Consider the following 20573-nt stretch of genomic DNA (forward strand, 5'->3'; position numbering starts at 1 on the left):
TGTCCATTCGCGCACAACTCTTCACATGGCGCCTGATGGATACTATATATAGAGACAAGGACGAGAAAGATGCGGATCGAACGGCGTTTTACCAAAGAGAATCAATCAGCCTATGCGGAGATCGAATTTCGTGTAGCGACGAGTGAGATCAAGAACCCGGACGGATCAATCGTTTTCCGTCTGGAGAATATCGATGTTCCGGCCCAGTTCAGTCAGGTGGCCGCAGATATTCTTGCACAGAAGTATTTTCGCAAGGCCGGTGTGCCTGCCAGGCTGAAGAAGGTTGAGGAAAACTCGGTTCCTTCTTGGTTGTGGCGCTCGGTTGCCGATGAAGAAGCCTTGGCTGCGTTGCCTACCGAAGAGCGCTACGGCTCCGAGATGGATGCGCGCCAGGTTTTCGATCGTCTTGCCGGCACCTGGACCTATTGGGGCTGGAAGGGCAAGTATTTCGATAGCGAAGCCGATGCCCTAGCCTTCCGCGACGAGCTTGCCTACATGCTCGCCACCCAGCGCGTTGCACCTAATTCGCCGCAATGGTTTAATACAGGCTTGCACTGGGCTTATGGCATCGATGGTCCCGGTCAGGGCCACTATTATGTCGATCCGGACACCGGCAAGCTGACCAAGTCCAAATCTTCTTACGAACATCCGCAACCGCATGCTTGCTTCATCCAGTCTGTCGCGGACGATCTGGTCAATGAAGGCGGCATCATGGACCTTTGGGTTCGCGAAGCGCGCCTGTTCAAATATGGTTCCGGTACAGGTTCAAATTTTTCCTTCCTTCGCGGCGAAGGCGAAAAACTGTCTGGTGGCGGTCGTTCCTCTGGTCTGATGTCATTCCTGAAGATTGGCGATCGCGCTGCCGGCGCCATAAAGTCAGGCGGCACGACACGCCGTGCGGCCAAAATGGTCGTCGTTGACGTGGATCACCCTGATATCGAGGAATATATCGACTGGAAGGTGAAGGAAGAGCAGAAGGTTGCAGCTCTCGTCACTGGTTCCAAGATCGTCAAGCAGCATCTCGCCGCCATCATGAAGGCTTGCGTCAATTGCGAAGCCGACAATGGCGACTGCTACGAGCCAACCAAAAATCCAGCGCTGAAGCGTGAGATCAAGGCCGCCAAGAAAAATCAGGTTCCAGAGAATTATATCCAGCGCGTCATCCAATTTGCCAAGCAAGGCTACACGGATATCGACTTCAAGACCTATGATACCGACTGGGATTCAGAAGCTTATCTGACGGTAGCCGGTCAGAACTCCAATAATTCTGTTTCGCTCAAGGACGAATTCCTGCGCGCCGTCGAAAACGACGGTAACTGGAACCTGACCGCCCGCAAGGACGGCAGGGTAATGAAGACATTGAAGGCACGCGATCTTTGGGAAAAGATCGGTTATGCCGCTTGGGCATCGGCTGATCCAGGCTTGCACTTCAATACCACGATGAATGACTGGCACACCTGCCCGGCTGCTGGTCCGATCCGCGCGTCCAACCCATGCTCGGAATATATGTTCCTGGACGATACGGCTTGCAATCTGGCCTCGATCAACCTCCTGACCTATCGCGGCAAGGACGGCAAGATCGATGTTGCCGGCTTTGAGCATTCCGCTCGTCTGTGGACGATCGTACTCGAGATTTCGGTGATGATGGCGCAATTCCCCTCCAAGGAAATCGCCAAGCTCTCCTATGAGTATCGCACGCTGGGTCTGGGTTACGCCAATATTGGTGGCCTGCTGATGACTTCGGGTATCCCCTATGACAGCCACGAAGGCCGCGCTATTGGCGGTGCACTCACCGCGATCATGACCGGTACCGCCTATGCTACATCCGCGGAGATGGCTAAGGAGCTCGGTGCGTTCAATGGCTATGCGCCGAATGCTGGCAACATGCTGCGTGTCATCCGCAACCATCGCCGCGCCGCGCATGGCGAAAACCAGGGCTATGAAGGCCTTGCTGTAAATCCTGTCGCTTTGATTGCGGCTGACTGCCCGGATCAGGATCTGGTCACGCATGCAAAGGCAGCATGGGACAAGGCACTAAAGCTTGGCGAAAAGCATGGCTACCGTAACGCGCAAGCTACAGTTATCGCGCCGACAGGTACCATCGGCCTCGTCATGGACTGCGATACGACAGGTATCGAGCCGGACTTTGCGCTGGTCAAGTTCAAGAAGCTGGCCGGCGGTGGCTACTTCAAGATTATCAATCGTGCCGTGCCGGAAGCTCTACGCACCTTGGGCTACTCGGAGAGCCAGATCGCCGAGATCGAAGCTTACGCTGTTGGTCATGGCAATCTCAATCAGGCACCCGGCATCAACCCCGGTTCGCTGAAAGCCAAAGGCTTCACCGACGAGATCATTGCCACGCTCAACACGGCTTTGAAGTCGGCCTTTGACATCAAGTTCGCGGTTAATAAGTGGACGATTGGCGAAGACTTTGCGAAGAATGTTCTCGGTTTCACTGACGAGCAGCTCAACGATATTTCCTTCGAGATATTGCCGGCACTCGGCTTCTCGAAGAAGGAAATTGAGGCCGCCAACATCCACATTTGCGGTGCGATGACGCTTGAAGGTGCCCCCTTCCTCAAGGAAGAGCATTACCCGGTTTTCGATTGCGCCAATCCTTGCGGCAAGATCGGCAAGCGTTATCTTTCCGTTGACAGCCACATCCGCATGATGGCTGCGGCCCAGCCCTTCATCTCCGGCGCGATCTCCAAGACCATCAACATGGCGAACGAAGCAACCGTCGAGGATTGCAAGTCTGCTTATATGCTCTCCTGGAAGCTGGCACTGAAAGCCAATGCCCTCTACCGCGATGGCTCCAAACTCTCACAGCCGCTCAATTCTTCGTTGCTCGCCGATGATGACGAGGATGAAGACGATACAATCGAGGCGCTGATCGAAGCGCCAGCAGCTGCCCGTGCCGTTCAGGTCACCGAAAAGATCGTAGAACGTATTGTCGAACGCTATGTCCATGATCGTGAGAAGTTGCCGAACCGCCGCAAGGGTTACACCCAGAAGGCAGTCGTTGGCGGTCACAAGGTCTATCTGCGGACGGGTGAGTTCGACGATGGCCGTCTCGGCGAAATTTTCATTGATATGCACAAGGAAGGCGCCGCCTTCCGGGCAATGATGAACAACTTCGCCATCGCCATCTCGCTGGGGCTGCAATACGGCGTGCCGCTGGAGGAATATGTGGAGGCTTTCACCTTCACGAAATTCGAACCGGCAGGCATGGTTCAGGGTAATGATGCAATCAAGAACGCTACGTCGATCCTCGATTACCTCTTCCGGGAGCTCGCTGTCTCCTATCTTGACCGCCATGATCTTGCCCATGTCGACCAGTCCGACTTCTCCAACACCTCGCTTGGCCGCGGTATTTCCGAAGGCAAGACCCAGCCAGTCTCGAAGGGCCTGACACGCGGCGCTTCTCTGACTGTCGTTTCGCCAAACAAAGCTGACCCCAAGGGTTTTAGCAGCGCAGGGGGAACAGGCGCCGTCAATGCGCCCAAGGCAACTGCGTCATCAAATGTCACGACCCTCGCCAGCCGCACTGTAACTGCGATCGCTGCAAAACCAACGATTGCAGTGGTCAGCCAGGAATCGACAGCCTTCAAACGCGACTATGAGGAGCGTGCAAAGGATCAGGCAGAAGCAACTCCGGCGTCTGCCCTGTTCGAGGACACGGATGCAGAAGCCGCAGCTGAAGAAGCCAAGGCTGAAGCCGAAGCAAAGAAGGTGATGTCGGATCGCCGCATCAAATCGATGATGCAGGGCTATACCGGCGACAGTTGCTCGGAATGCTCGAACTTCACGATGGTCCGTAATGGGACGTGCTTGAAGTGCGACACCTGTGGAAATACATCCGGGTGCTCGTGAGCATGCCGACTTAGTGGGAGACCCAAAGTTCTGTAGTTAGGAGCCAAAGTTCCGTTCTCCTACCAGCAAAGTCAAAGGCTTACCGGAAAATTGTTTCCGCAGAAAATTGGGTTCCCCGTGTTGGGGAACCCAACGATGGAGACTAAGAACGTGGCCTCTCGCGCTGCGATGTCGTCTGAAACGGCACTTGCCAGAATAGCAGCGGTTGCGGGAACACTTCTGATGACGTCGGCAAAAAGTAGGTTGGTGTCTTGTTGACTCGAGCAGCCTGATATGGCCCCACGGCAACGAAAAACGTCGACCAAGTAGGTCCATATGTCCCAGTTCAGCCTGATTTAGAATGGTCAAAAGGCCCGGCGCTGAGCGTTTGGGCCTTTCTGACTTGGCTAAAGCAGGCAGCCATGGGTCGATACTGAAATCAGTCATAGATGCCGACTGTGAGACTCAGGCAAGTCGAGGGGGAGACAAGCAGGCATGGAAAATGAACTAACAGTATTTAGAACTTTAAAACCTCGCTGTGTATCAGAGCCTATGGCCGTCGAATGACGTAGCCGTAAAAATTGCTTGCACCGAAAAAGACACCGTTAGCAGAGTCGTTCTGCAGGCCTTCGGCCCAGGCATTTGCCTCTACATCGGTCATGACGCCGGCTTTGGGTAGCAGTCGGCGGAAGGATTCAATGGCTGGTGCCCAAAAATCGGCTTTGCCAACTTCGGCGAGAATGTAGGGAAACGTGGTGACAAGCTGCAAGTCGGCCGCCTCAACGAGGCGAGGCATCTGCCGCATCACCCGGGGGCTGGTTACCACGCCGCTGACGACTGCATTGTCGTAGGCTTGGCCCTTGACTGGATCGGCATGTCCAAATGTCAGGGATGCGTAGTCACCGTCGAAGATACCGATCATACCGCCGGGTCGAACGAGCCGCGCCGCCTCCTTCAGAACAACTATCGGGTCGTCGACGTGGCTCAACAGAGTGTGTGCCACTAGAGCATCAAAGGCACCGTCGGCGAGTTCGAGCTTGCGACTGTCGCCCGCGCGAAATTCCGTGCGGTCGCCCAACCCTTCATCTTCTGCCAGTTTGCTGGCTGCCCTTGCCAAAGCTTCACTGAGATCAATCCCGAGTACACGTCCTGCAAACCGTGGGCGGCGAGCGATCGCCCGAGCGGCGACACCCGTGCCGCACCCGAGGTCAAGGACGGATTTTGCGGTGTCTATCTCCATGGCATCAAGGTAATCGCGTAGCATTCCGTCGAAGATCGGATGCTTGCCACGCGTCTCCAGTCGCGTGACGATCACCTGCAGAAGAGTGTCATCGAGTTTGTCGGTGACGGCATAGGGATCACTGGGCTTCATGACATCCTCCGAATTAACCACATGCAGTCGGCTCTCACTTCACAACAGAGAATTCGAATCTGTCCCATTGAGTGATGAACAGGTACTCGGTCTTTTCTGCCGAAGTGCCGCCAGGATTGCGGAAAACGACACCGCAAGTTCGCCACCGTGACGGGTAAAGGAAACAGAGAAAATCTCCTTCTAACCAACTCTGGCCAGTGTCGGACCAATCACCCACAAAGACGCGGGTTGCGCCATCGTCAGCGGTAACCCGCCGATATGCGTCGCCCGACTCAAGGTTGCGTCCGTGGGCCTCGTGACCGAAGAGCAATGTCCTGATCGCAGCTCCGTCAAGGCGCTTCGGCGACTTTGGGTCGAAACCGAATGACAATTCTGGGACGCCTGCCTTGCGCAGGCCCGCTAGCACCCGTTCGAGATCGGAGTAATGTTTGAATGGAAAAGCTCCCGCCGCCATCAGTCCCGTAAATTCCGGGTCTTGTGCGATTGCCAGATAGGGTTTCAGTCTCTCTCGGGCTTTCGCCGCATCCGCGCTTTGCCCAAGCTGCGCGTAGGCCGAAATGAGCAACACCAGGCCATCGTAATTGGGCCAAAAATCCCAATAGGTAGTTTCCTTCGTCTCTGGTTCGATCTTCTCCAACGCGGCGACAGCTTCCCCGTATCGTTCAAGTGAAAAATAGGCTTGACCCGCAAGGAGGTAACGCCAGCGCGACCAAAATGGATCAACACGGGAAGCGGCTGCAAGGTAGCCGAGGCCATCCATCGCCCTGCCATTGTAAATCATGGCAATGCTCAGCGACTCGTAATTTTCAGCATCGCTCGCATCGAGCGCAATGGCCCGCTCTGCGGCCACGATCGCCTCATCAGACCTTTGCTGCATGTTCAACTTCGCGGTGAGGATCCTGTAGTACATCGGAGATGGATTTTCAGCGGCCGCCCTGAAATATGCATTTTCCTTGTTTCGAGCTTCGTTGGACGAAAGCCCTAGAAGTTTCGATCGCGCCTCGGACCACTGTGCTTCCCTATAAATCCAGGCGAGTCCCGCAGCCGCGTTTCCGAACTTCGGATCGAGCGCCAAAGCCTGTTCGTAGTGTTTTATCGCGTCCACCCAATCTTCCGGCCTTTCTCTGAATTCGAGTTCGCGGCCACGCAGGTATGATTCGTATGCCGCGGCGTTGGTTGTGCCACCTGCAATCTTGGCTGCCTGCTGGCCCGAAACCAGGCGCAGCTTCAACGCCGTTGCGATTTCACCGACCATTTTGTCCTGCAGCGCGAATACCTCATTCCACGCCCCGTCAAATCGTTCTGCCCAGATATGCCCATTGGTGGTCGCATCGATAAGTTGCGCGTTGATCCGCATCTCGTCGCCGATGCGCCGAATGCTTCCTTCAAGCAGATAGCGAACTTTGAGTTCAGCCGCGATTTGAACAGGCCGGAGTGACTTTTGCTTGTAGGTGAAGGCGGCATTGCGTGAGACGACGAAAAGCCCGGAAACTCGGGCAAGTTCTGTCGTTAGATCCTCTGTGATGCCATCGGCGAGATAACCTTGTTCGGCGACGTCGCTCAGATTATCGAAGGGCAGCACAACCAACGAGGGTCTAGTGTCGTTAGACACGTTTTGTGAGCTGGGTGGCTCATCCAACAAGCGGTTCGTCAGCCACCCAGCTCCAGCGCCACCCAAAACCACCAGCAGGACAGCGGTCATCGCCGTAAGGCTCCATCGGCTCTGGTATCGCCTTGTCCTGGTGGTCGCCCCCTTCGCTTCCGGATCGAGCACGACGCGGTACACGCGAACTGGCTCTGCAATCCCTTTGACCTTTTGCTCGCCAAGGAAAGCGTAGCCAAGGGATGCAATCTTCGATTTTACATGATCATAGGTCGTGCCGGAGAGTGCGATACCACCCGGTTCCGCCAAGCTCTGCATCCGGTCGGCGATGTTAACCCCCTCGCCGTGGATGTCGTCTCCTTCGACGATGATATCGCCAAGGTTGATGCCAATTCGGAAAAACAGGTGTTCTCCAGGCAATGCAGTGGCGTTTCGCTTCGCTTTATCCTGCTGAATATCCACCGCACAGCGCAGCGCATCGACCACGCTGTGAAATTCGGCCAATATGCCGTCACCCATCGTTTTGACCAGCCGACCGTGGTGTTCCGTGATCTTGGGCTCGAAGATTTGTTGAAAATCGGTCTGGAAACGGGCACGCGTACCCTCTTCGTCGATTTCGCTTAAACGGCTGTAACCAACGACGTCGGCGATCAGGACGGCTGCAAGGTGGCGCTCCATATCCGGCCCCTCGCGGAATGCAGCGCACTCCGATTGAGCATCTTACCTCAGGTGGCCTGCCGATGCCATTGCGGCAATGCCTCGAATGGTTGCTCACATCCGCATTGGCAGTGCCGAACGCGGCATGCGGGAGAAGACTGGCTCTAGATTGCTATCACGCTGTCTCGACGCGATTTCTGCCGCCACTCTTGGCGCGATAGCGTCCTCCGAGCGCACAACAATACCAGGCTGTCAGCCCCTACCCCCATCTGGAACATTTGCCATCTCGGGACCCTTTTAAGTGCGAATAGCCTCGGCCAACGACACCAGCCTTTCAGAGAACACTTCTCGTTGACCTGGAGTCCAATCTTATCTTGCCCGCCCTCTCGAAATGACGGCGAGGCTGAACTACCTTTGGTGTCATGTGCAACGACTATGAGCAGCATATCCGTTGTGCCAAATATTGCGACATGATGCGCAGGCTCGAGCTAGGCATTCCTGCGCATCAGAGCGAGCTCGACCTTCCGCAGGCTGATGATATCAGGGTCAACGATATGGCTCCGGTGATGCGCGCTACCGGAGACTATATCGTGCCTCTGCCAGACTTTGCTGTCCAATCACAAAAGAATATCTGCATTAAACTCTAACGCCAATTTGTCAGCCACCTGCGTGGAGACGACGTGTCGCTCGAGGGGTCGCTACGGAATTATCTGTTGCCCAAGAGAGCCTCGGTGTAATTTGTAGTTCGGCTCAGCGCATCACAAATGACAGTGTCGGGCTGATTGGAGGCAACTATGTTGAACCTCAGGCCTGTTGACGGCGTCGACGTGCACGTTCTGGTCGACAACGTAACGGACAACCTTTCCTCTGTACCCGCGTTCGTCGAGACCGAGTGGGCGGCCTTAACACGGAAACGACGCGGTGCTTGGGTCGACAGCGGGACTTGCCTATGCTGTGCTGCACACGGCCTTTCCTGCCTGATCACAGTTCGTCAGGGCGCGGAGACCAGGACTCTTCTGTTTGACAGTGGTCCAGAAGACCGTATTTTCGAGCAAAATGTCTCAAGACTGGGGGCAGATCTGGGATCGGTCGAAGCCATCGTTCTTTCGCATGGTCATTGGGATCATGGCGGTGCGATGCTGAGAGCCCTGCAACTCATCCGTGACCGCAATGGCGGTCGTGAGGTTGCCTACTATTCTCATCCCGATATGTTCCGGCCGCGCGCCTTGAAGCAGGCCGATGGCGGGATGCTGCCCTTGGAGGATGTCCCCAGCATCGGCGCACTAACTGCTCACGGGGGGAAGGTCGTCAAAACCACCGAGGCGCAGCTGATTGTAAATGGCATGGCCTATGTGAGCGGCGAGATACCTCGGCTAACCGCGTTTGAGCGCGGAATGCCTGGTCAGTACAGGAAAAAGCTACACGGTGAAGGTTGGGAGCCTGATGAGCTTGTCATGGATGAGCGGTTTGTTGCTGTGAATGTCGCGGGTAAGGGTCTCGTGGTGTTCACGGCGTGCTCACACGCTGGAGTCATAAACGTGCTGACGCATGCAAAAGCGACATTCACAGACGTACCAATTCACGCCGTTGTCGGTGGCTTGCATCTGGCTGGGTCAAACGAGAAAATCATTCCAGAAACCGTCGAATCGATGCTCGAATTCAATCCGGCTTTTATCGTTGTCGGCCACTGCACCGGATGGCGTGCCATAACGGCATTGGCAAACGCTTTTGGTCAAGAGAAGCTGGTGCCGCTTTCGGTAGGGAAGCGATTTTTGTTCTGAGTCGGCCTCGAGTCCGATCGGGCCTCTCGCCTTTACTCTATTTCCGATTTGTAGCATCGCACACTGTCTGACCTGACAGCCATCGCAACGCCCAAAGCCGTTACCGCCACCAGGTTGTCGCTAAATATCGTGTTCTCATTTCATTGAGAGCTATTTCGATGCGGAATTAGGTAGCAAACCACCATATTTTGAAATCGAGCCTGCGCCGTAGGTAGCATTGGTGAAGCAGACCAAGAGCAGTGGTATGTCAATATAAGGGTAGAGTTGAAGCGTAAACGAGTGAGATTCTCTGGAATAATGTAGCAGGTGCCACGAGATCGTGGCTTCGTGCGCCGCGAAGGCTTCAATGTCCCCTGAGGATCACGATGACGTCGTCCCGGTCATCGTCAAAGACGGGCAAGCACGAATGATTGGTGGCGATCAGCTTCCGCTTGAGAGAAGCGATATCTTCGTTGACCTTGACCATTTCGACTTCGGTGCGTGGTGTCATCACGGCGCGGACACTGCGGTCGCCAAGCCGGATGACACCCGAGATCATCGAGCGTTCGGCTTCTTCGATCACTCCAGTATTCCCGGCCTCGGCTATGATTGTAAGGTCTCTTCATCGGTAATTGCGCTTTCGGAGGCTGTAGAGATACCGAACAGTTTGAACACTCCCCTGGTTGATGCATCGAGCAGCCAAACGGCAGGGGCGGCAATCCTTGAAAGAATGTTCATCGGCTTTGCGACCGCGCAGGCGATCCGCTCGGGATTCTTCAATGCCAGATGTTTTTGGAACGAGTTCGCCGATGATGACAGACAGGAACGTGATGACGCCAATCACCAAGATATAGCCGAGCACATCGGCAATGTCGGCGCGCCCTCCGGCAGCGAAAAGGTATTGGCCCATTCGGGAGCCAAGCGTTGCCCCCGAATAGGCACCCGCAACGATGCCGACCAGAGTGATGCCGATCTGGACCGTCGAAAGGAATTTCCCCGGGTTCTGCGACAGGGCGATTGCCGCGTGCGCGCCAGGAACGCCGCGGTCGGCCAGCATTTCAAGACGGGCCCCCCGAAGATACAACCGCGAGTTCAGAAAGCGCAAACACGGCATTGAGGAAAATGAGGAAACCGACGATCAACAATTCAAACATTAGACCTCACAAAACGCCTCTCGGACGAAACCTTTCAAATGGCACAGAGGGTTCGCCTCGTCTGTCAACTCGTTCAATCTAAGACCTAGCAAGCGTTAATCCAATGACGGAAGACGGGTAATTCGGAATGACTTAGGGTGCGTGCGAAAGATCGCTTCAAAGTTTGGATGATACTGGACGGGTTGGTGCTCTTGTGTTCAAACGGAAGTTGCCCACGACAGGAAACGCGCGGAGTCGCCCGGTATTGAGAAGGAGCGGAGAAGCTGCACATGAGCAAGACTCGGGCAGACGATGACGGCAGACCGGATCCGACTTTGTCCGATCCCGATGCGGTTCACGCAGAAACATACCCGGTTCTTTTTCTGGGCGCTCTGGGGGTTGTCTACGGCGACATCGGCACCAGTCCAATTTACGCCTTCCGCGAAGCTCTACACGCTGCGTCCACGGATGGTTCCCTGTTGCGGGCGGACGTCCTTGGCATCGTGTCCATGATTTTCTGGGCTTTGACACTGATCGTCACGGTCAAGTATATTCTGTTTGTCCTGCGGGCTGACAATGACGGTGAAGGTGGCATTCTTTCGCTCATGGCCCTTGCCCGGGAGAGCTACAAAACACGACCCCGCCTGATCCTTGGCTTGGGCATTGTCGGCGCTTCCTTGTTCTATGGCGACGCCGTCATCACCCCGGCGATTTCGGTGTTGTCGGCAATCGAAGGTCTTGAAATCGTCACGCCGGCCTTTACACCGTATGTCGTTCCGATAACCGTCACCATATTGTTGGCCCTCTTTTCGGTGCAGCGCCACGGCACGGCCCGCATGGCGTTCTTTTTCGGGCCAATCACCTTGGTGTGGTTTCTTGCGCTCGGTTTTTTTGGACTGTGGCATCTGTTCGACGACCTCAGTGTTCTTGCAGCGGTAAATCCTCACTACGGCTTTGATTATATTGTCCGCAATCAAGGCATGGCCTTCGCCACGATCGGCACGGTGTTTCTTGCCGTAACCGGAGCGGAGGCTCTTTACGCCGACCTTGGTCATTTCGGGCGGCGGCCGATCGCGACGGCCTGGATGTGGATCGTTTTCCCCTGCCTGCTCTTGAATTATTTCGGCCAGGGAGCCTTCGTGCTCGCCCATGCCGAATCGGCGAAAAATCCCTTCTTTGAGATGTTTCCGTTATGGGCGTTGTTGCCCATGGTGCTTCTGGCAACCGCCGCGACGGTCATCGCCAGTCAGGCGGTCATTTCGGGAGCCTACTCGCTGTCGCGGCAGGCGGTGCAGCTCAATCTTCTGCCGAGGCTCCGCATCGCCCATACGTCCGAGAAACAATCCGGTCAGGTTTATTTGCCTCGCATCAATTTTCTCTTGGGACTTGTGGTCGTCCTGTTGGTTCTCGGGTTCGAGCGCTCCACCAATCTGGCGGCTGCCTACGGCATTGCGGTGACGGGCAACATGCTGGTGACGACAACGCTGCTGTTCATCGTCATGACCCGCATCTGGCAGTGGCAATTTTGGGTGGCGGCCCTCACCACCGCCAGTTTCCTCGTCATCGACATCACGTTCGTCGGTGCGAACCTCATCAAGGTCATCGACGGCGGATGGGCCTCGCTTCTCGTCGCCATCCTGATCGTGCTGATCATGTCCACGTGGGTGAAGGGCAGTCGCCAGCTGCAAAAGAAAGTCGCGCAAGGCGACGTGCCGCTCGAGCTGATTTCGAGGAAATTGGCACAGAATCCCCCGACGATCGTACCCGGCACTGCGGTTTTCCTGACAGGCAATCCGCAGGGCACGCCCACTGCGCTGCTGCACAGCCTGAAACATTACAACGTGCTGCATGAGCGCAATGTCATCCTGAATGTGGTCACTGCGCCCTCGCCCACCGTCAGGAAAAGCGACCGCATGCACGTCGAGCCGATCAATGATCGCTTCATGCAGGTCACACTGACCTTCGGCTACATGGAGAGGCCGAACGTCCCACGAACCCTGGCGATCTTCAAAACCGCAGGTTGGAAATTCGACATCATGACGACCTCGTTCTTCCTAGCCCGACGTTCGCTGAAAACCTCGCCTCGCTCGGAGATGCCATTTTGGCAAGACAAGCTATTCATCTTCCTCGCCCATTCGGCCAATGACGCCACCGAATATTTCCAGATACCGACGGGCCGCGTTGTGGAAATAGGTACGCAGGTCACGATTTGATCGGGCAGCTCAAACGAGCAAATCAAACGGCTGAGAATCGCGATCCACGCTCCGCGGCAGGATGCTCCAAACACAATGAGAACTATCGCCGCAATTTTCTTGTCAATCTGAGGAACTCAGCCAGCCCGCGAGACGGCAATCTGGCGGTTGCGAACGGAGAAAGTTGCGAAGCGACGTGTGCAGGAGGCGGGTAAGTGAAAGAGGCGGCGACCTGTTTAGGTGCACTAGCGTACAAATGCGGAACAATCTCTGGGTGTCAAAGTTTGAGGCGAGTCGGAGGGCGTAGACCTCTCACGACAGAGGCTCGTCGCGCAAACCCTTGATATCCTTGCCCCGCCGGCGAGCCTCACCCAACCAGTTGATGGAGGAAGTCATGGCTGACGATAAGGCAAAACGCCGTTCGGCCGACCGGGCGAGAGTCGCCGCTGGCGAGAAGTACGAAGTCGATTATCTTATGAAATCCCTTAATCTGGGGCGCGACGACGCCGAGCAACTGATAGCCAAGTACGATGGCAACAGGCAGAAAATAGAGGCGGAGGTGTCGAAGAGAAAAAAACGTCCGAAAACCTATGCTCACCTCTAAGTAGAGTTCCTGGCAGCTGCGCGTCCCTTTGGCGTCGCTTCGAGACTGCAATCGTGGTCATACAAAAAGTTGATTGCATTGGGTGAGCTTCGAGAAGACCAACGTCACTATAATTTAGTCGGCCGGGATTGTTTGATCGCAAAAATACAAAATCGAGGAACAGTTCAGGATAGGCACTTTGATGGGCCAGGAATCCGCCGACCGGGCAAACGATCCCTTGGGTACATGGCAAGGTCAATGGCAGAAAGACTAGCGAGAATCCGATTTGTCACAGGAGCGTCCCCACGGCCAATAAAGAGTGTGCAGCTATTCGGCCGCACCACGCAGCAGTATCTTCTCGCTGTCCGTCTTATAGGCTTCGGCCGTGTAAGCTGGCTGCTTTTCCAGAGCTTCCTTGTCAAAGGAAGTGAACACGGAAATCTTTCCGTTGTCGTCCGCCAGGAGATCAAGGTTCTCGATCGAGACGGCGATCGGCTTCTTTCCCAGCCCAAGGAACCCGCCAACATCCACGACAAAAGCTTCCATCTGCCCGTCGGACGACATCAATGCATCTGCCACGTTGCCCAGCTTTTCGTCCTCAGGACCATAAACGGTCGAACCGATCAGGTTCCCGGCACTAATCGATTCTGCAGGCACTGCCTTGAGCATACTGCGGATATCCCAAGCTGCCTTGTTCGCGGCACTCTCCGTTTTCGCATTGGCACTTGCCTCGGTGGCATGTCCCTTGGCCGGATCAGAACCCCCGTCGGTGATCAAACTGTTGCGATCGAATGCTGGAGCGTCGCTTAGCTCCTGCTTGCTGCTGGAAACCACGAGCCAACGTTGGTCGTCCTGGCGCTTCACCCATGCCAATTGGTCGAGACTGACGGCAACGTCCTTCTGCCCGACGCCGAGAAACCCACCCACACCGAGGATGGCGGCCACAGCATTTCCATCCGGGCCGAGCACGATATCGGTTACCTCGCCGATTGAAACGGCATAGTCTGCTGCGCCGTTATAAACGGTTTGTCCGACCAGTCCGGAAGTGAGGACAAGGCCCTTCGAAGCGACGAGGTAGCGATCATGATCCCGCGCTGTTGCCGATGGTTGGCCGAAAATATCCTGAGATGTCCTTGCATCCTGTCCGAAAGCTGCTGTCGACATCAATGTTGCGAGGAATGTCATCCCGATCAAGGTTTTCAAAGTGCTGGCTCCCCTGGGGCACGCCACGTGCCGCAGGGTTCAACGCAGCCGCCAACCGTCTGTTCCGTTGGCTTTAAAACAATATCGGAAGAATTTTCAGCGGGAATTAGACGCCCATCTTGCGCTTGATCAATCAACTCTACAGGGAAAGCACCGCACTTGTAGAAAGCGGCCTATTTATCGCGAGGTTCGATAATCCCCTCGCCCGCCAGCCCGACAATATTGGCATCCTCGTCCTGCTCCTCGACGAGGGGATTTTGGGGAGGAACGGGACCCTCCGGCCGGTCAGGAGGAGTGGATATATTCACCGACGCGTCGCCGTTGTCCGATGGGTCAAGAGACCTGTGGCTTTCACCGGCATTATATGGAGGCATATGGCCTCGCACACCGCTTGCATCAATGTTATCCAGGAGCCGCTCGGCCTTTTGAATAAGCTCGTCTTCTCCAAGCCCATATGAATTTGCGTCGGAGAGATCGACCGAGGCTCGCGTGCCATCTTCGTAGACGAAGACGACAGTGTGTCCGTTGTCGTCTTCACGCCTATAGATGTTCCGTTCGATGATCATCATGTCAATTGCCCTCCGCTTTTCCTAAGGAACCATCGGACACCGCTTTGGTTCCGGGATCGGGACCTACATCCTGGATCGGTTCTGTTCGACATGCGGATGATTATTCGCAGATTGTTATTGTGGCGCGACGCTCTGCGGCTTTCCCTGAGTATCACCGCCTGAACAAGTCTGCGGTGTCGGCTTTTCAGCGGGTGCACTTGTTGCAGGCTGATCTCACGCCGGCGGCGTTGGCTCAGTAGACGAAGCATCCTGACCAGATTGTGTGGCGAGAGTTCGGCTCCGCCCCAGGATGCGACGACGGTCAATACCCACGTAAACCATAAGGAAATCGATGGAGTGGAATCCTATGCCCCTCTGTGCTTCTCTTTTCGCATGGAAGATTACCGAGCATTCGCACTCGTCACGGTCTTGACGAGCAAGCCTGGCAAAATGATAGGCATTAATTCGGCTTACGACGAGACCGAAGAGGGACTTCAGCTCCTCGACCCTGCCCGCTACGAACTGCGCGGCAATCGGAGACGAAGTGTTCTGTCAGTGATCAGTTCGCGGTCCTGATCACAAATGGCTCGAGGTCGTCCCCGGTGGTTATTACTTCGCCGCGGCTATGCGCGGCGTCTTTAGGGGGTGAATATCTTCTGCATCAGACAAGGAGGACGACTCATTGCCGTCCCCCAGTTAGGCATTGAAATCAATGCGACCGACGGACCTCGACAAAGGCTCCCGGCGAGTTTTCTTCGATGCGCCGCATGCTGCCGATCTCCCGCGCCAGAGTCTGTCGCAATGCCTCCCGCTGTGCGTCGTTCAGGTTCGCAGTGGCTTGAGCCAACAGGTTGGCGTCGTCGACACCTGTGGTCGGCGCTGGTGCGGCGGCCGCCGATCCGGTAACGGATTCTACCAAAGCATCGCGTACGATGTCGTCGGTGAACCGCACACTCGCGGTTGTGGCTTCAGTTCCAACTGGTGCCGCTGTGGTCGCAGCTGCAACCGCGGACGGAGCAGCGGGCTGAGTCACGTCGCAGAGGTGACGCCCCATCAAATAGCGGCGAAATGGCAGAAAACTGGTCTCGAGTGCCGGTGAGAGTTCACGGGTCGCCTCATGCACATGAACGAAGCCCCCCGTAACAACGTCGGGCCACTGGACAGCACTGGTATCAAGATTTTGCCTCACTGTCTTTCCTGGAGAGGTCATGTGGCACCCGGCACAAGTTGATGCTTGTGCCCGGTTCAAGATAATCTCGCCGGTTTGCGGGTTCAGAATGGGCGTGGGCTGCTTGCTAAGTTGATCAAGCATGGTGCGGAGCTTTGACCCAGGGCCCGCATGTGTCGTCGGTGCGTCTATTTTGCCCCCAAAACCCTCCTGGGAAGTGCTTTGATGCTCGTTGAAGCGGTTGTCGTTGCCCAGTCCTATCGTGTTGAGAAGCACCTTCACTTCCGAGACTTCGAGTGTATCGCCGGCGCCTAGATTAAAATCTCCAAGTCCCTTTGCAAGGCTTTGATGAGTCTGGGACTCCTCGGACATAAGATTGTCTCGTATTCCCGTGGCAAGCGCCTGAACAAAATCGCCATGCAAAACAGTAACCGCCGCACCTACATTGCTGTTCATGACCGGGTCTCCGCTGAGATCGTCTTTATAAAGTTCGGAGAGCGGATTGTTCTTTACTGTATCAACGACAAAAGCTAGCGCCGGACCGTTCGGATCGAACGTTGGTTGCGTCAACCATTCTCGCAGCTGCCAAGGTTGTTGCATAAACAGGTTGCCTCGCACTTGCCCCCGTGATCCGTCCCCACCATAATTCTTGTAGTGCACGACCGGGCCTAGCAAATCTGCCTTCGCTAAGGTCGGATCCGTCTTTCCTTCATAATAGAAGGCAGCCAGTCGTTTGGCTTTTTGGGTATCATCGCCTGCCGTGGGACTGCTCAATTTGGCCCAGAATTCGGCAACTGGCCTGCAGCCAGCCTCACCCAATTCGGGCTTCGGATTCGGGACCATTGCTTCAAAAATCAAGAGAAACCGATCTTGGAAAGCTGGATTCTTCTTGCCATAGACGATGCGATGCTCCCCACAATGGCTCCAATTCGCAGGTGCCAGATCGAAACGATTAAACAGAGCCAACGGCCTCATACCAGCGGCGGCAGCACTTTCATTCAGCAAGTCCGCAGCTACCAAATTACGTTCCAAGCGTCCTTCGAAAGGCATCAATATCCCTGCATCACTGTTCAGGGCGGCACCATCGACAGACGGAAACGAAGTGAGCATTGTCTGGAGAAATGCCTCACGGGACGCTGCAGTGTTTGGAGCCCCCGAACTCTGCAAAATTTGTCCGAGCGTGTGGGTTAGGGAGAAAACGGTTTCATCCGGTGCCCCACCGGCAATTCCGACATCGTTGAAGGTCTTGTCGAGTATAGCGTCGGAGTGAACGACGAGGCTCGGCTTGACACTGAAGTCAAGGATGAATTTGCCGTTTTCTTCTCGGCAAAGGTTCGAACGATCGGAGTGTGCAGTGGATGCAAAACATGTTGCCAGCAATGCTGTGAGCAGCTTTGTCAATGTTTTCATGATTTTTCCCTCTCGATTTGAGCCGGATTTTCCCGGCAGTAAGCTCCTATTCTGCGACCTTGAATTCATCTACGACGAAGACGTCCGTCAGCCCTTTACCTTTGACTGTTTCCCTCTGCAGCCGGCCCCTCAAGAGCACCTTCTTGCCAACAAGATCGGAAAGATTGGGGTGTGGTTTTTGATCAGGTGATGGCTCGGATGCGCCAGGTGGAACTTCTAATGGTGCAGGCGACGCTACCGGCAACTCTGCTCCGGCCGACCCCTCCCCCGCCACAACAAGTTGCCGATCCGTGAAGTAGTTTGACCCTTTGTTGTATAGGACACCCTTTACAACTACTTCCTGCCCGATCGCCACGCTGTCGCGTGTCATTGATGAAGGAGAGATTGAGGCGGGTTGAAGCGCTCCGGGACACGTTGTCCGGGTCACAAAGATATCAAGCGTGATATGATTTGGCGTTTGAACTATATTGCACAATGCCGCTGCGATCTTCTCGACATGCGAGATGTCGGCACTGGCTATGTTCCCACTTCCAGGAAAAACGTCGCCCTCGTCCGATCGATTCTGGTTCCGGTCAAGATTCCGTGCGCCATCCGCCTCGATGACGTTGATCCCCATATCCATAGCGCTGTCATTGACTGTGTTGTTGACCAAGCCGGACTGCACTTGAACATTATTGACTTCGGTGATCAGTAGACCGGCTCCCTTGATGGATTTATCGAACCCTTCCTTTGCTCGATATTCAAGCAACAGGTATTTTTTGTCTTCGGGATCGGCTGAATCGGTGTAGTCAACGCGGACCACGTCGCCGGTCTTTGCCACTGGTCGAATCTGGACACCTAGTTCATCCCTGTCGACAATTCTGGGCGAGACCCATCCCAAGAATTCCTTTGACCAAGCCTCCATATGGGAAGGTGTCTCCGGCGTCGTGCTGCCATCGCCGCCCCAAGACCCCGATGCCATCAGTCCCCAACCGCCAATTCCGGCCGATTCAACGGGTTTGCGAGTATCATATAGGTCCGGCAAACCAAAGGCGTGACCAAATTCATGTGAAAAAACACCAATCTCAATCATGGTGGTTCGGTCACAGGCAAACGCGGGCATTATCACGTAGTCGTCGATGAGGATGTTGGATCCCAACTTGCCAGGATCGGCTGTTGCATAATTAGACCCTGTCAACGATAGAATTGAGAATCTGTGTGACCATATATTATCGTTTCCAGCGTCATTGCATTCGCCACCACTTTCCGGATGCACAAATGCGACGAAGTCCACAAAACCGTCATCATCTCCAGAATTCGGAACGTTATCCGGTCCGTCGTTGTCAAAACGGGTGAAATCTACGCTTTGGTCGGTGTGGTTGAGGGCCGAGACAAGCATATCACCGACCCGGGCATTCGAACAAAGGCCGTTGCAGCCCGAAGGACCGGAATAGAATGAGTCAGTGTTTGAAAGTTTGAACCAATCTAAAACTTCGCCGGACACCGTAAACTTGCCGAGCGACATCTCTCGATAATGGTCGCCCATCGTTCCACTTGGCCACGGACCATCGAAAAGCTCCGCTTGTAAATTGGCAGCGGGATAAGGTGGGCCTGATGTGTTTGAGAACTCAACGGCAATTATCGGGACCTCCACGGATCCCTCCACCGATGATCCAACAATGGGAGCAACCATCGCCAGTCCGGGGGGGAGGTTAACAATCCTCTGTCGCGACATCTGGGCAGCTTGCACCCGGGGCCTTAAACCGCGTCGCACTGAAAAGGATTCAATTGATTGGGTCCGTACATCTTGCAAACCCTCGCCTGCCACCGGCATTCCAGGCTCTGGAGGCGGCGGCGTGGCATGGCCAAGTTGAGGTACGACAAAAAATATGCCGAGAAAAGCAAAACTGGCCCCGATACGGAGGCGTATATTTCGCTTGCAACTCATCTTCACCCCCCAATGCCCTGAAGTAAATGATTAGTTGAATTAATCCGACCATAATAGCATTGAGTATCCCGGCGCGTAGGTAATAAATAGGGAGTAGTTCTTTTAGATTAGGTCGCCGAAACGTTCGAGTTGTCCCCAGATGGGTATCTCGTACTCTATTAGGCGATTGAGAGATTGGGGATCTTATATGGTCGGCTGGCAGAGGGTGTCGGCGCTGCACAGGTCGATACAGTCCGTCCGGCTCTGGTCAGACAAGGGCGACGCTCTGGGTTACTATGCAAAGGATTAATCAGAAGGTTTGGTTCGCCCCAATGCAACAGAGAGTCTCGGCGCTTTGGCCATCCTTCGATGATGCGACAGCTCCAGGAAAATCCCATGAAAGTCCTCGTCGCGCGCTAAGTCATGTCGTGCTCACTAGAGGCATCTCAGGCGGCCATGTTGCAATTGCGGCCGCCAAAGTTTTCGCCATCCTATCTTTTAATTCTCGCCATTGCCGTTTTCGCGATGTTGGTGATAGCTGCGGCGTTCATGTCCCTTGTGGTTGTTCTTGCCGTGGCGGAGTTCGCTTGGCTCCAATTTCCCATCGTCATTGCGATCCATCAACGCAAACCGCTTTTCTTTCTGCTTTTCGACCTCTGCGATCGTCACCACACCATCGCCGTTGACATCGAAGCGATTGGTCATTCGCCGCACCTGCCGCTCGACGATGCGTCTCATCACCATCGCCTGAATTTCATCCTGCGATAGCGTCCCGTCGCCGTTGGTATCAGCTTGCTTCAGACGATCCATGTTGGTGAACTCGGATAGGTCCACAGCGCCATCATCGTTCTTGTCCATTTTCCGTTGCGTCGGGTTCGCAGCATTGCTGTCGGAAGCGGAATTGTTTTGCGCGTCGGTGGGCGCTGGTGTCTGGGTCTGTGCTGGCGTTTCCGTTTGTGCGAATACGCCGCCCACGGCAACAACAGTGAGAAATGTGCCAGACAGAATTAGAGCAAGTATGCGTTTCATTTTATTTCTCCTTATCGCGAGCGATTTATCCGCTTCGTGATGAGAACGTAGTACTGCAAAAATGAATGGGAGATGATCGGTGGGATTAATCGTTTGTAATGCTCGCTCCACCGCCGACAGTTCCCCGACAATGGGTGCTTTAAAATAAGTTGTAGGG

13 protein-coding genes and 2 pseudogenes are annotated in these 20573 nt (G+C 55.0%); 5 read left to right on the plus strand and 10 right to left on the minus strand.

All coding sequences use genetic code 11. From position 1 onward, the window contains the following. Positions 1-69 precede the first annotated feature (69 nt). Complete coding sequence (locus FHS21_RS19475; RefSeq protein WP_112530202.1) at positions 70-3873, plus strand: vitamin B12-dependent ribonucleotide reductase; 3804 nt, start codon at positions 70-72, stop codon at positions 3871-3873. Positions 3874-4402: 529 nt separating this feature from the next. Here the strand turns inward: FHS21_RS19475 and FHS21_RS19480 are convergent. Then, positions 4403-5224 carry a methyltransferase domain-containing protein gene (locus FHS21_RS19480; protein WP_183663704.1) on the minus strand — a complete coding sequence of 274 codons (822 nt, stop codon included), beginning with the start codon at positions 5222-5224 and terminating at the stop codon, positions 4403-4405. 34 nt (positions 5225-5258) lie between these two features. Continuing rightward, entirely contained in the window at positions 5259-7505 is a 2247-nt protein-coding gene (locus tag FHS21_RS19485; protein ID WP_112526859.1) for an adenylate/guanylate cyclase domain-containing protein, read from the minus strand. Between the two features lie 401 nt (positions 7506-7906). On the opposite strand from FHS21_RS19485, the pseudogene FHS21_RS30765 reads away from it, so the two are divergent. Beyond that, a pseudogene (locus FHS21_RS30765) lies at positions 7907-8074 on the plus strand (SOS response-associated peptidase); the annotation flags it as partial. Between the two features lie 204 nt (positions 8075-8278). Further along, positions 8279-9265 carry an MBL fold metallo-hydrolase gene (locus FHS21_RS19490; RefSeq protein ID WP_112551797.1) on the plus strand — a complete coding sequence of 329 codons (987 nt, stop codon included), beginning with the start codon at positions 8279-8281 and terminating at the stop codon, positions 9263-9265. A 343-nt stretch (positions 9266-9608) separates the two neighbouring features. Here the strand turns inward: FHS21_RS19490 and FHS21_RS19495 are convergent, their stop codons facing one another. From FHS21_RS19495 to FHS21_RS19500, 3 genes and pseudogenes are all read right to left on the minus strand, one after another. Further along, positions 9609-9827 carry a hypothetical protein gene (locus FHS21_RS19495; RefSeq protein WP_112551796.1) on the minus strand — a complete coding sequence of 73 codons (219 nt, stop codon included), beginning with the start codon at positions 9825-9827 and terminating at the stop codon, positions 9609-9611. A 20-nt stretch (positions 9828-9847) separates the two neighbouring features. Continuing rightward, positions 9848-9982: a CNNM domain-containing protein gene (locus tag FHS21_RS31570; protein WP_376772154.1), complete on the minus strand. Its 135-nt coding sequence runs from the start codon at positions 9980-9982 to the stop codon at positions 9848-9850. 94 nt (positions 9983-10076) lie between these two features. Beyond that, positions 10077-10358, minus strand: a pseudogene (locus tag FHS21_RS19500) (CNNM domain-containing protein); the annotation flags it as partial. 309 nt (positions 10359-10667) lie between these two features. On the opposite strand from FHS21_RS19500, the gene FHS21_RS19505 reads away from it, so the two are divergent. After that, positions 10668-12590 (plus strand): potassium transporter Kup, encoded by a 1923-nt coding sequence (locus tag FHS21_RS19505; RefSeq protein WP_183663706.1) that lies wholly within the window; start codon positions 10668-10670, stop codon positions 12588-12590. A 373-nt stretch (positions 12591-12963) separates the two neighbouring features. Continuing rightward, positions 12964-13173 (plus strand): DUF3606 domain-containing protein, encoded by a 210-nt coding sequence (locus FHS21_RS19510; RefSeq protein WP_112551910.1) that lies wholly within the window; start codon positions 12964-12966, stop codon positions 13171-13173. Positions 13174-13479: 306 nt separating this feature from the next. Here FHS21_RS19510 and FHS21_RS19515 read toward each other — a convergent pair whose 3' ends face one another. From FHS21_RS19515 to FHS21_RS19535, 5 genes are all read right to left on the minus strand, one after another. Continuing rightward, positions 13480-14355: a PRC-barrel domain-containing protein gene (locus FHS21_RS19515; RefSeq protein WP_246411107.1), complete on the minus strand. Its 876-nt coding sequence runs from the start codon at positions 14353-14355 to the stop codon at positions 13480-13482. A gap of 173 nt (positions 14356-14528) precedes the next feature. After that, positions 14529-14924, minus strand: coding sequence for a hypothetical protein (locus FHS21_RS19520; protein WP_112551912.1), 396 nt, complete (start codon positions 14922-14924; stop codon positions 14529-14531). 688 nt (positions 14925-15612) lie between these two features. Further along, positions 15613-17124, minus strand: coding sequence for a hypothetical protein (locus tag FHS21_RS19525; RefSeq protein ID WP_183663708.1), 1512 nt, complete (start codon positions 17122-17124; stop codon positions 15613-15615). Positions 17125-17527: 403 nt separating this feature from the next. Next, positions 17528-19114, minus strand: coding sequence for a M6 family metalloprotease domain-containing protein (locus tag FHS21_RS19530; RefSeq protein WP_162713686.1), 1587 nt, complete (start codon positions 19112-19114; stop codon positions 17528-17530). Positions 19115-19885: 771 nt separating this feature from the next. Further along, positions 19886-20416, minus strand: coding sequence for an EF-hand domain-containing protein (locus tag FHS21_RS19535; protein WP_112551916.1), 531 nt, complete (start codon positions 20414-20416; stop codon positions 19886-19888). Positions 20417-20573: the final 157 nt, after the last annotated feature.

The organism is Phyllobacterium trifolii (assembly GCF_014192095.1).
Taxonomy (GTDB): Bacteria; Pseudomonadota; Alphaproteobacteria; order Rhizobiales; family Rhizobiaceae; genus Phyllobacterium; species Phyllobacterium trifolii.

What these genes read in the sequence shown, in the direction of transcription:
- FHS21_RS19475 (WP_112530202.1), top strand. Translation starts at nt 70, where the DNA reads ATGCGGATCGAACGGCGTTTTACCAAAGAGAATCAATCAGCCTATGCG.
- FHS21_RS31570 (WP_376772154.1), bottom strand. Translation starts at nt 9,982, where the DNA reads ATGAACATTCTTTCAAGGATTGCCGCCCCTGCCGTTTGGCTGCTCGAT.
- FHS21_RS19485 (WP_112526859.1), bottom strand. Translation starts at nt 7,505, where the DNA reads ATGGAGCGCCACCTTGCAGCCGTCCTGATCGCCGACGTCGTTGGTTAC.
- FHS21_RS19535 (WP_112551916.1), bottom strand. Translation starts at nt 20,416, where the DNA reads ATGAAACGCATACTTGCTCTAATTCTGTCTGGCACATTTCTCACTGTT.
- FHS21_RS19490 (WP_112551797.1), top strand. Translation starts at nt 8,279, where the DNA reads ATGTTGAACCTCAGGCCTGTTGACGGCGTCGACGTGCACGTTCTGGTC.
- FHS21_RS19505 (WP_183663706.1), top strand. Translation starts at nt 10,668, where the DNA reads ATGAGCAAGACTCGGGCAGACGATGACGGCAGACCGGATCCGACTTTG.
- FHS21_RS19480 (WP_183663704.1), bottom strand. Translation starts at nt 5,224, where the DNA reads ATGAAGCCCAGTGATCCCTATGCCGTCACCGACAAACTCGATGACACT.
- FHS21_RS19520 (WP_112551912.1), bottom strand. Translation starts at nt 14,924, where the DNA reads ATGATGATCATCGAACGGAACATCTATAGGCGTGAAGACGACAACGGA.
- FHS21_RS19510 (WP_112551910.1), top strand. Translation starts at nt 12,964, where the DNA reads ATGGCTGACGATAAGGCAAAACGCCGTTCGGCCGACCGGGCGAGAGTC.